Below are 12,683 nucleotides of genomic sequence, written 5' to 3' on the forward strand. Positions count from 1 at the left end.
CCAACAATAGCTCAAAACCTTTGCCCTACTTATTATGAGTATTTATAAGTAATTGGACAGAATTAATTACACACTGATTTTTTGCTGATTCTTTACTAGACAAGGCTTGTAGCCCAAATTTTTGTGTAATTAATTGTGTCCTACTACTTACTTATCGCAAAAGTGACACGCTCCCGAAATAAACTGGTATTTAAGCCCGATTTAGTATTATATAGCAATCCTCGCATCAGTTGTAAAAATATGTAGGGGTAGTGCTACCCCTACTCCCCGTGCCTACCCCCCACGGATCGGAGCAACCACGGGGGGTTTGCCCCTACAACAATTACACAATTCATTTAGAATCGCTATAGGTTTTATTGTGGGCAATTAACCACACATCATATCATGTCCGGTCGATTACCCTGATTCCTGTAGATACTGTCAGGACTTGTTTCATGACAAGAGTGTATCACGTATTGAATAAATTCTGTTGCGTTTATAGATAATTTGTTCAGCTCTTGAGCCTCACGCGCATTCCTCCCGACACTCAACGGGGTACCGTTAGAGTGCGGGACTCCTGCTGTTTTAGTTGAAGTCGCGATCGCACTTGCTACACTAATATTTTATAATATTTTAATGATTAGTCCGAAAATATTTATCGCCAAGTTTGGAGTCAGTATCAAATGGTAAATTTAAGCGAACTACTAGAACCCATCGCCAGTCAATTTCGCAGTCTAGGAATTCCCGAACCAATTACCCATTGGGGACACCCTGTAATGATGGGGATCGTGGTAGTGGCGATGGGCAGTTTTGTCGGGTATACGGGATGGCAGGGACGTTTGGCCACAGATAAAGATGTCGCACTCAAAAGTCGCTCGGATCACCGCAAGCTTGCACCGTGGATGTTTCTGTTTTTAGCTTTGGGCTATACAGGCGGCTTGCTGTCGCTGGTGATGCAGCACCAGCCAGTCATGGAGAGCCCGCATTTTTGGACGGGTTCGGCAGTGCTGGTTTTGCTGGCTGTGGGCAGCTTGATTTCGCTGACGGGTTTTGGGGGCAATAAGCTAGCACTGCGCGCGGTTCACGCTTATTTAGGCACGACGGCCCTTGCACTTATGGTGCTGCACGCGGCTTTCGGTTTAAAATTGGGGCTGTCTATTTAGAAGAAGACTTATCAGGCAGTGGTAGTATATGTAGGGTCGCAATGTGTACCCTACATACAGAGGTTATATGAAATCCTCTCTTCATCGGCATTATTCGTCTCTCTCTCTTCTCTTCCTCTGCGTTCTCTGCGTTCTCTGTGGTTAAATCATTCCGATATAACCGGAATTGATATTATGTGTTCTGGACTGAAACCAACTCTACTTTTGACAGTAAAAATTGCTAATTACTTGCTAATTAATGAATCAAGCAACGGGTGTCATTTTCTGTCTTGCCTACATTTTGGGATTGATTTCTACAGCGGTTTCTTGGGGTAGATACGCGATACTTGCTTTGGGAATAGCGGTAGCGATCGCCCTGCCGAAATTGTTGCGAAAATATACTAAAAATTCTGTCCAAGTTACTAAAAAAAGACGCAGCAGACAAAAAGAAAATGCTCTTGAAGCACCCTTAGATGCGAGGGAAGAGTTGAGTTTGTTGGAGATGCTGCCGCGAGGGAAATGGGTGTGGGCAGTTGCGGGTTTGGTGGCTTTTCTAGCTAGCGTTTATTTTGCAGTTCGATCGCCCCAACCGGCAATAGATGACATCAGCAAACTGATTCCGGCGGTTGGAAACACTCAAGAAGTGGCAGTGACAGTTCGCGGTAGAGTTGTCAGTACGCCCCGATTGACTCGATCGGGTCGATCGCAATTTTGGCTAGAAACAGATTTAGTTAGCGAAATCAACGGCGGCGAGGGAGGAGTAGTTGTCAACCGCCCAGTATCCGGCAAACTCTACGTTACAGTGCCCCTGCTGCAAGCAACAGGTTTGTACGCCGACAATACGATCGCAGTTGTGGGATCCTTGTACAAACCGCAGCCACCGTCAAATCCGGGGGCTTTTGATTTTCAAACATATTTAGCCAGAGAAGGGGCTTTTGTAGGGCTCAAAGGCCGTCAAATTGACTGGAAGAGAGAAAAGGCGATCGCGGATGTAAATCGAGTTAACAGCCAAACGGCTGCTTTCTTGGAACCAAGCGGGATGCAGCCATCGAAAATTCAAGCGATGCGGCAGCGGATCGTGCGATCGCAACTATCACAGTTAAATGTTCCCGAAGGGCCCTTGATCAGTGCGATCGCCCTCGGCAAACAAGCAGTAGATTTACCTTACAACATCCGCGACTCTTTTGTGCAGGCTGGAGTGGCCCACGCGATCGCAGCTTCCGGCACTCAAGTTTCGATGGTTTTGGCTTTAGTTCTAGCTTTAACCAGGCGTTTTTCCAAACAATTACAATTTAGCTTTGGCGTCGGTGCTTTATTTTTCCTCGTGGGATTAACCGGCTTTGAAGCTTCAGTATGCCGCGCCGCTTTAATGGGATTTGGAACACTATTTGCTTTGGTGCTGAACCGCCAAGTTAAGCCGCTGGGATTGCTGTTAATTGCTGCTACTATTTTACTTCTGGTTAACCCTTTGTGGATTTGGGATTTAGGTTTCCAACTGAGTTTTTTGGCAACTTTGGGGTTAATCGTGACAACGCCGCCGCTGATGGCAAAGTTGGAATGGATGCCGCCCGCGATCGCTTCGATTGTTGTGGTTCCGATCGCAGCTTCAATTTGGGTTCTGCCGCTGCTACTTTACGTTTTTAGTGTGGTATCACCTTACAGCATTTTAGTTAATATTATTGCGGCTCCTTTGCTGTGGATTTTGAGTATTGGGGGGATGGTTAGCGCTTTAGCTGGATTGATTTTTCCGCCCGCTGGCAGTATTTTAGCGCAACTGCTGGACTATCCGGCAAAAGGGTTAATTGCGATCGCCCAATATTTCTCGCAATTACCCGGTAATTCGGTAGCTGTCGGTCAAGTATCGGTGTTTCAGCTAATCGCGCTTTACAGTTTAATTTGCTGGGTTTGGATGGGGGGAAGTTCGGCAACGGATTCTGTAACGGATGTAACGGATAGAAGGAGGAAGGAAGAAAAAAGACGGAAGCCGGAAGCAGTCAGAGGAAAAAACCAGGAAAAGGGGAAAGGGAAGAAGGGGAAAAGCAGAGTTATTGAACTGCCGAGTTTTTCATCTGCTTGGATTTTACCGCTGGCGCTGGTGGCGGGAATAAGTATCATAGTTTTGCCAGCTTGGCACGTTCAAGCATCTTTATTTCAAGTTACTTTGCTGGCGACATCTGGTGAGCCTGTGTTAGTAATTCAAGATAGGGGAAAAGTGGCGCTAATTAATAGCGGTGATGAAAATACCGTAAGGTTTACAGTGTTGCCTTTTTTGCAGCAGCAAGGAGTTAATTCTGTGAATTTTGCGATCGCCACTCACAGTCATTTAGGTTTGAGCAGTGGTTGGGGAAAATTACTAGAACGCTTGCCAATTAAAACATTTTATGATAACCCTGCTCCGAAACAAATTCACCGTGGCAGCAATCAGGAATTTATAACGGCTGTGCAATCTCGCCAAGGCGTTTACTTTCCTTTAGAAACTAACAGTACAGTTGATCTGGGTTCGACGCGGTTGCAGTTGGTGAATGCGGAGATTCCCGTGGTAGAATTCCTGGTGGGAAATCGAACTTGGTTGCTCATCGGTGAAATGACACCGGAAGCGCAAAAAAAATTGGCCGCAACGGGAACCTTGAAGCCGGCTCAAGTGCTGTGGTGGTCAGGAAAAGCCCTGACGGCTGAGTTATTAAGCGCGGTTGGGCCGCAAGTGGCGATCGCCTCTGCTAACGAAATCGACCCAGAAACCGCAGCCCAACTGCGCCAAACCAAAACGCAGATATTCTGGACAGGGCGCGACGGAGCCCTGCAGTGGACTCCCGCAGGGGGATTTAAGACCACTTTGGAATCTGAAGAAAATCAAACTTCTTTTTTATAAAGATTTACAATGTGGTGCACTGTGCGGTAATATAATTTTAGCTCGCATCTCAAATTAATTGGAGAGGTGGCAGAGCGGTTGAATGCGGTAAACTCGAAATTTACTTTAGGGGTGACTCTAACGTGGGTTCAAATCCCACCCTCTCCGTACATCTCAGCGTCAAGCGTCAAGCGCGCACCTTATTAACCTAGGGTGCGCGCACCTTATCATATTATGAAATTCAACTCCCCAATCTCAGTAGCATGATAGCTGCTTTCATTTCGGTAAGGTAGAGGCTGAAAATCTCCAGGGAACTCTTAACTCAAAACCGGGCACAAAAAAAGCGAAGAGAGTTGGTAAAGCGGGCGGTTGCAAACCGCTGTCTCAATCACCAATAAGGTGCGGGCGGAGGATGGGGGAATTAGTCGAGATTCTTTGTTTCCCTAGTCCATAGTCGCTAGTTCCGAACACGAAAACTCCTAGCCTATTGCTCGTTCCCCGTGCCCCGTTTCCTGTTTCTTCTAATAACGTGGCTCGTAGTTGCGAGGCGGCACTAATTGCGCTAGATCCCTACTACGAATTGCTCACGCCGGAATAGAAATCACAAACTCCGAACCCTGGCCCAAAAAAGAATTCACGAGTAACGTACCTCCATGTTTTTCCACAACAATTTGGTGGGCTATAGACAATCCTAATCCAGTTCCTTGACCCACCGACTTGGTAGTGAATAAGTGGTTAAAGATGTTTTCCTTGACTTCTTCCGACATCCCCACTCCATTATCCTTAATGCGAATCACAACCTGATTGTTGTCTTCGCTCAGAAGAGTTTGAACCGTGATTTGATTAGGTAGGGCTTTAATTTCACTAAAACTCCGCCCCTTATTGGACTCATCCAGAGCATCAATGGCATTAGCCAGCACATTCATAAATACCTGGTTTAACTGTCCGGGAAAGCATTTCACTAGGGGCAAATCACCATACTCTTTCACAATTTCAATGGCAGGGCGGAACTCGCTGGCTTTTAAACGGTGCTTGAGAATTAGCAGAGTGCTCTCTAGTCCGTCGTGAATATTGAAAGAAACTGGTCGATCGCTATCCGCCCTAGAAAACGTTCTCAAACTCGTACTGATATTGCGAATGCGCTCAACTCCTTCCTTCATCGAGCCAATCAATTTGGGCAAATCTTCTCGCAAATACTCCAAGTCCATATCCTCAATTTCTGTTTCAATTTCCCCTCCGGGATTGGGAAATTTTTCTTGATACAAATCAATCAAATTGAATAAATCCCCCACGTATTCTTGAGCAGGTTGCAAGTTGCCGGCGATAAAGCCTACGGGATTGTTAATTTCGTGGGCTACACCAGCGACTAAATTTCCCAGAGCAGACATCTTCTCACCCTGCACCAATTGCAACTGCATCTGTTTAAGATTGTGGAGAGACTGCTCTAGTTTTTGGGCATATTCCTGGGATTGTTGATACAGTCGGGCATTCTGTAAGGAAATTGCTGCTTGGGAGCACAGGATATTGAGGATGGCGACGCGATCGCACGTAAACGCCCCCGTTGTGAGATTATTCTCTAAATAGAGAATCCCCATTACTTTGCCTTGATGGAGAATCGGAGTGCATAAAACGCTCTTGGGTTGGTGCTCAATGATGTAAGGATCGCCCGCCCAGGTGGTTTGAGTGTTGGCACGATCGAATACCAGGATTTCTTTTGTACGTTTGACGTAGTTAATGATGTTCAGAGGAATTGCTTTGCTTTCTTCAACTAGAAGTGATTCCAAGTCACAATCTTGGCGATTTGTACAGTGTACGGCAACTCTCCACTTTCCTCCTTCCTCCAACATTAATGCTCCGGTTTGTGCTCCGGCATTTTGCACTACTACTTGCATCAAAGTAGTTAGCAATTGCTCTAGTTCTATTTCACTGGAAAGAGCTTGAAAAGCTTTGATAACTGTCGGCAAATCTACTAACTCCAAACTGCTGGTGCTACCGATAATTGTTCTATTGGTGTTAGATAGAGATGATTCACTGCTGGAGGTGTGAGTTGTTTCGGTCGGATTCTGGCGAGTTCGCTCCTGTTGCAGGATCACAGCAAGCAATTCGGGGTAGCGCTGTTCTAGATGGTCAATCTTGGCTTTGGCTCCCCACTTTGCGTAAGCATAGTAAGCATCAATTAAATATGGTTTTGCCAGTTTTTCCTTGCCCCATTCTAAGTAGAATTTTGCAGCGAGTTCGTGAGCAACTGCTTCTTCGTTGATGTACTCGTTTTCTTGGGCGAGGGCAATAGCCTTGTCATACATCTCGACCGCTTCTATTTTTTGGTTTAAAACCCGATGCCGTTCTGCCTCAACTAGATAGAATTTATGCAGATGATTCATGGGGGCATGATGCGCCCACTGTTGCATTTTTTCTTGATTAGCTTGTACTCTGTCGAGAAGTTTCTGTTGTTCTGACTGTGGAGTGTCAGAATACACTGCCAACCGCACCAAAGAATCGTAGAAATGAAAGATAGCAACAGTTATCAGCCCTGAAGCTGCGCTCAAATAACTTTCTATTTGAGCGCTACTTTTAAAAGCTTCTGGGTAATTTTCAAACAGATAACAAAGCACAAGTTGATGCAAGTATAAGTAATGAATCCCTAGGTAGTTATTGGTTCCATGATACAGTTGCAACATTGTCTCTTCGTCGTAGGCTTCTCCATTTAAATGGCATGGGTCTGGCGATCTTCCTATCAAGTTCAAAACGGCTTGCCAACAAATTTTCTGATAAGAAAGTGGGGCTTCCTGGTGAATTTTACTAACGGCATCTGCGTAGGTTGCTATTTCTGGTTCGAGTTGCGTTAGTTGCTTGCCAACAAAATACGAGTAATAACTGTAGTGAAAGATAGCATAACCAGCAAATTCTAACTCTCCGGTTTCCAGCCCACAAGTATAATCTGACAGCAAAGGTTTTAAACTATTTCTGAAGTGTTCTTTCCAAGGTTGAATACAAGAATGCACCATTGCGGATGTCTTGGCTTGGATTTCTTTGGCATTCAACTTTGACAATAGACGTAAAGCCAGTTGACCGAACTGATAGCCCCGCTCAATATCTCCCATGCCACAGAGAAGAAAACTATATATGACAAAAGCATAGGGAGACAAAGAAGCATTGCCATATTGGACAGATAAATTGACCTGTTTGCAAACTACCAAAGGCGCGAGTGGCGGCAGCGCTAGGTAGGCAGGAGTAAATAGGCTTGACAGAATCGTTATAGTTGCTATTTGTTGAGGATCTGTCATCAGAGGGAGATCAATTAAGTCCTCAGTTCCCTTTCCGCTCAAAATTGACGCGGTTTCTCCTAGTGCCTGTCCAATATCAGATAAATTTGGCTCGGAGGGAAACTCTACCCCCAACTGCTTTAAGACTGGCAACCCTGTATTCAGCGCTTCCTGTAGCTTATTTTGCGCCATATAAGCTTGAATTTGGACTTCATATAGCTTCACTTTGTCCCCTAGCGTTTTGGCGCCGTTTTCCACGACAGATGCTAATTTTTCCATCTGGTCAAAATCACCATTTAGATATGCCGCCGCTGCTGCTTCTGTATACAGCGCTAATGTTAGTTCGTATTGACTATGCCAACTATTTTCTGTCAGTAATTCCTGGCCAACCTTGAAATCTTCAACCGCAGCAGCATAAGCGGTAGCAGCTTTGGCTTTCTTTCCAGCAACCAGATTCAATCGTGCTAATTGTTCCCGTTCTGCCTCCTGGGTAATTAGCTCAACTCCCACATTTAAGTGATTGACAATATCAAAAATTCTTTCTTCTCGATCGGCTTCTGGCGTATTCTTTAATAACAGTTGACCGATTTTTAAGTGAGTAGAGCGCTTTTGGTCTTCAGGAATCAGAGAATAAGCAGCTTGTTGAACGCGATCGTGTAAAAAATTATATTTGGGTAATTGATCCTGGGTAATTAGTAATTGGTCAGATTTCTTGATATTACCGATTACCGATTCGCTATTTCCCTCTGGTTGATAAAACTTATAAACTTCGCTAATGGGTAAAATTAGCCCGTCTTGTAGTGCATTCCATAAAGCAGATGCGGTTTCGGTTGGCGAATTTTCATCAACAATTGCTAACGTCGCCAAATCGAACTGATTGCCAATACAAGCAGCTAACTTTAAAACTTCCTGGGTCTGGGCTGGCAACTTTCGCAACTGAAGTGCCATAAATTCTACTACATCATCTGTTAGTGCCAAGGTTCGCACTCGGGCAATATCGCACTGCCAATACCGAGCTTCAAAATTAAATTCAATTAGCCCATCTTCATGCAAAGATTTGAGGAATTGTGTGCTGAAAAAGGGATTGCCTTGGGTTTTCTGATAAACGAGTTCTGTCAAAGGCTGAGCCAACGCTGTAGAACAAGCTAGAGTATCGGCAACTAAACAATTTACGTCGGCTCGATCAAGTGGTGCTAAGGTAATAGTATTCACCTTTGCTTCAGTTTTCTGAATCTCTGCTAAGGTCAGCATCAATGGATGTGCGGGAAAAACTTCGTTATCCCGATAAGCTCCAATTAATAAGAGATAGCAGTTATCAACGTCGCTCATCAGCAGTTGAATTAATTTTAACGATGCTGAGTCTGCCCATTGCAAATCGTCCAAGAAAAGCACTACAGGATGGTCTTTTGTTGTGAAGACTTGAATGAATTTTTCAAACAACAAATTGAAGCGATTTTGCCCAGCACTTCCCGAAAGTTCGGGGACGGGCGCTTGCTGTCCGATAATACGCTCGAGTTCAGGAATGACTTCAACTATCACCTGAGCATTCTCGCCCAAAGCCGCCAAAATTTCCAACTTCCATTGTTCAACTTTTGCATCGGTTTCCGAGAGCAGTTGTCCCATTAAATCGCGAAAAGCTTGGACAAATACTGTAAAGGGAAGGGTGCGTTGAAATTGGTCGAATTTTCCTTTAATAAAGTAGCCTCGCTGTCTCACAATTGGTTTGTGAACTTCGTTAACGACAGCGGTTTTGCCAATGCCTGAGAAACCGGCAACGAGCATCATTTCGGTGCTTCCGGCACTGACGCGCTCGAAGGCCGATAGCAGGGAGAATACTTCGCTTTCTCTACCGTACAACTTTTCTGGGATTATGAAGCGATCGCACAAATCTCGCTCCCCTATGTTAAAGTTAGTCAGCGCTCCTGTCTCTTGCCACTCGTGCAAACAAGTTTCCAAATCAAACTTGAGTCCGATCGCACTTTGATACCTATCTTCAGCATTCTTTGCCATCAGTTTGCTCACAATTTCAGACAGCACCAATGGAACGCTTTTGTTCAGGTGATGGACTGCAATAGGCTGCTGGGCAAGGTGACAGTGTACTAACTCTATCGGATCTTCGCTTTGGAAAGGCAACTGTCTCGTCAGCAGTTCGTAGAATGTGACTCCCAGCGAGTAGAAATCTGTGCGGTAATCAATGCCTCGGTTCATTCGCCCAGTTTGTTCGGGAGATATGTAGGGTAAAGTGCCTTCTAGGACATTGGGATTTTGAATTTCTTGGGTTTCGCGCGGCAGCAGGGAAGCGATGCTCAAATCAATCAGCTTGACTTCTTTACTGGTGGGGTTAATTAGAATATTGGCGGGCTTGAGGTCTTTATGGATGACGTGGTGGCGATGAAGTCCGTCAAGGGCGTTGGCAATTTGAATCGCCATAGGAAGAAACTCGTTAACGGGCAAGCCTTCTAGGGGTTCGTTGCTCTCGGATGCTAGACTAGGAAGGTAGCTACATAAGGAAATTCCGCCAAAGTCTTCCATCACCAGAGCATAGCGGTTATGATAGCTCTCCAGGCTGTATGCCTTGACAGTGCCGGGGATATTTAAGTTTTTAGCAATTACGTATTGGTTGCGGAAGTGAACCAGTTCGTTGAAGCTGGGAAAGTCATTTCGCAGTAATTTGATCGCGACGGGCTGCCTATCTGAAGACCGACAGCCGCGATAAACTAGAGTTCGATTTCCGGCGTATATTTGCTCGTTAATCTGATATCCTAGAACAAGATTTTTTATGCTACCCATATCTACGTCTTCCTACTGCTTCTTTCAAGGCTGAAGCTTCTTAGAGTTACTATCTACTATTTTCGCTCGCTCTGCTGTGCTATTGAGTCAAGTACATTTTTCTTAATATACTTTGTGGCTCAACTTATGAAAGCACGAGTTTAAAACAATAGTGGAAGGTTTTATGTAAGAGCTGTTTATAATTCAATACGCTTGGGTTAAAACTATTTATTCCGGGCGAGATCCCTTGCAGCATCCCCCTGATTGTTGGGGAGTAGGGGTTGACTTTGAGTAAGTTCTTGTCCCACCCCCTACTCCCCTTTTTAAGGGGGGTTAGGGGGGATCGAGCTTAACTGAACCGTATTGGTTTATAATTGAGTTAAGACTCAGTAGAAAATGAGGGAGGCTAATGCTGATTGAACGACAGTAGGTGATAGAAGAGGAATTTAAGAGGCTAATCAGGTACTTAAGAGTATTTTTGAAACCGATACTTGAATGCGATCGCCTATTAAATCTTAATGTCTAGTTTAGGTGAGAATTTAATGTCATTAGTACAATTCGGAGCGGAATTTAAAGCGGGAAGCAGAGTAAATTGAGTTTGTGTGTCAGATTGGGGATAAATTGGGATTCATGGGATTGCCAGCCGAATTATTTCTCCAACTGCCACAACAAGCTGCCCACTCTAATAAGTGAATCAGGCATTAAATGCCAAAATTCAGGAGCAGACTATGGAACTAGCCCAAGTCAATTATATTTGGCCACTCACATATAGCGGTTCTCAAGCGTGGTGAGGTATGCCCTAGACCCACGGAGGCCTATGCCCTATGCCCTATGCCCTATGCCCTATGCCCATGAGTACCTCATCTTTATGAGAAAGGCTATACTTACAATTACCAATTACCAATTACCCCTTTGATTTTTTTACTTCCAATACCTGCGCCAGTGAAACAAATTCTCCCATAAATTGCGCGAAAAAGTATTGCGGCCCAAGCGCTGCGACTCCCAAACAGCAGCAGTTTGACCGTTAATTGCCGAAAAACTCGACCAAATATAAGGAAGTTGGGCGATCGCCTCAACCTTCATCCCGTGACGCACAGCCAAAGCGATCGCGTGAATCAACTCAGCAGCTTGAGGCCCCACAATACTCGCTCCCAACATCTCCCCATTGCGACGCCCGACAATCTTACAAAAACCAGTTGTATCCCCGGACATTTGAGCTCTTTCAACATTCTTGAAATATTCCCGACAAACAATCAGATCGTCTCCAAAACGGCGCCTTGCTTGCGCTTCAGTCAAGCCAACCCTCGCCAACTGCGGATCAGAAAAAATAGCCCAAGGAATCCCGCGATAATCTATTTGAAACAGGGGCAAAAACAAAGCATTTTTCACAGCAACCGCAGCTTCGTAATTAGCGATGTGAGGGAACGGATAACCCCCAGCAACATCACCGATCGCGTAAATGCGGTGATTAGTTGTTTGCAGCTTTTCATTTAAAATCACCCCCCGATCGCTGAATTTAACCTTAGCCGCTTCGAGATTTAACGAGGAAAAATTGTGTCCTCTACCCGCAGCCAGAAAAATCTCCTCAGCTTCGATCGCCCTTGGCCCAGCTTGAATCCACTTTTTACCCTCAATCACCCTAGCTTGAGTCACCTCAGTAGCAGTCAGAATCCGCACTCCCTCAGCTTCCATTCCAGCTTGCACCAAACCAGCAGCCTCCCGGTCTTCTTTAGCCAAAATGTGCGAACTTTTCACCACCAAAGTGACAGCAACCCCCAGGCGAGCAAAAGTCTGAGCCACTTCGACACCGCTGGGATCGGCACCGATTACAGCCAAACTTTTAGGCAACTGGGGAAGTTTTGCTAATTCCCCGACAGTTTCCGAAGTAAAAAAGCCAGCAGACGAAAGTCCTTCAATATTGGGAATCGCCGGCAGAGTTGGACAAGCTAGCAAATAACATAGCGATCGCAATTTTCGCCCGCCTGCAACAAAAGCCAAATCCGGTTTCGCAACAAACTCGCCGTTGCCAAAAATAACATCAACCCCGCGAGCAGCCAAAACGCCGAGAGAATCAATTTCTGACAAATTAGAAACAACATCATCTGCCCACTTGAGAACCCCCTCAAACCGCAATTTGAGCGGCATAGAGGAATTGGCGACTTCCCAGCGAACCCCCAACTGCTGGCGGCTGATCTGCTGGGCAAAACGAGCAGCCTCCCTCAAAGTTTGGCTGTATCTCAAACCAAGGTCGATCGACTCTTTGCCCCCAGTCGGCAAATCTTGGGAATTACTTAGCGGTTCCACCAAAGCAACGCGGGCCGGGAAATTAGTTGCAGTCAAAGCAGCATAACGTCCGGCCGGAGTTCCACCAATAATCACTAAATCATAGTCAAGCATAAATAAAAAAGTCAGTAGTCAGTAGTCAGTAGTCATTAGTCATTAGTTAGTAGTCAGTAGTCAGTAGTCATTAGTCAGTAGTCAGTAGTCATTAGTCAGTAGTCATTAGTTAGTAGTCATTAGTTAGTAGTCATTAGTTAGTAGTCATTAGTCATTAGTTAGTAGTTTAGGACGATCGGCGCGCGGGGTCAGAAACCCGGTTTCTTCCTAGATACTTCGCTGTAAAACCCAAGATTTATCATAGAAACCGGGTTTCTTGGGGATGTCCGCTCAAACGACAAATAA

The 12,683-nt window shown here is 45.2% G+C and carries 4 protein-coding genes and 1 tRNA gene; 3 read left to right on the forward strand and 2 right to left on the reverse strand.

Translation table 11 applies throughout. The features are described 5' to 3' along the window. Nucleotides 1–662: 662 nt before the first annotated feature. From QUA16_RS11650 to QUA16_RS11660, 3 genes are all read left to right on the forward strand, one after another. Complete coding sequence (locus QUA16_RS11650) at nt 663–1,142, forward strand: DUF4079 domain-containing protein (RefSeq protein WP_015176986.1); 480 nt, start codon at nt 663–665, stop codon at nt 1,140–1,142. Between the two features lie 238 nt (nt 1,143–1,380). Next, the gene (locus QUA16_RS11655) at nt 1,381–3,990 is read left to right on the forward strand and encodes a ComEC/Rec2 family competence protein (RefSeq protein WP_333104278.1); all 2,610 of its coding nucleotides are present in this window, start codon (nt 1,381–1,383) and stop codon (nt 3,988–3,990) included. Nucleotides 3,991–4,050: 60 nt separating this feature from the next. After that, nucleotides 4,051–4,137, forward strand: a tRNA-Ser gene (locus QUA16_RS11660). Nucleotides 4,138–4,553: 416 nt separating this feature from the next. Here the strand turns inward: QUA16_RS11660 and QUA16_RS11665 are convergent. Both QUA16_RS11665 and QUA16_RS11670 read right to left on the reverse strand, forming a co-directional pair. Then, the gene (locus QUA16_RS11665; RefSeq protein WP_333104277.1) at nt 4,554–10,022 is read right to left on the reverse strand and encodes an AAA family ATPase; all 5,469 of its coding nucleotides are present in this window, start codon (nt 10,020–10,022) and stop codon (nt 4,554–4,556) included. A 900-nt stretch (nt 10,023–10,922) separates the two neighbouring features. Continuing rightward, nucleotides 10,923–12,398, reverse strand: a complete 1,476-nt coding sequence (locus tag QUA16_RS11670) for an NAD(P)/FAD-dependent oxidoreductase (protein WP_333104276.1) — start codon at nt 12,396–12,398, stop codon at nt 10,923–10,925. Between the last annotated feature and the right edge of the window lie 285 nt (nt 12,399–12,683).

The organism is Microcoleus sp. S13_C3, assembly GCF_036700905.1.
Taxonomy (GTDB): domain Bacteria; phylum Cyanobacteriota; class Cyanobacteriia; order Cyanobacteriales; family Microcoleaceae; genus Microcoleus.

Coding starts and splice junctions, on each gene's coding strand:
- QUA16_RS11650 (WP_015176986.1), top strand. CDS start 663: ATGGTAAATTTAAGCGAACTACTAGAACCCATCGCCAGTCAATTTCGC.
- QUA16_RS11655 (WP_333104278.1), top strand. CDS start 1,381: ATGAATCAAGCAACGGGTGTCATTTTCTGTCTTGCCTACATTTTGGGA.
- QUA16_RS11665 (WP_333104277.1), bottom strand. CDS start 10,022: ATGGGTAGCATAAAAAATCTTGTTCTAGGATATCAGATTAACGAGCAA.
- QUA16_RS11670 (WP_333104276.1), bottom strand. CDS start 12,398: ATGCTTGACTATGATTTAGTGATTATTGGTGGAACTCCGGCCGGACGT.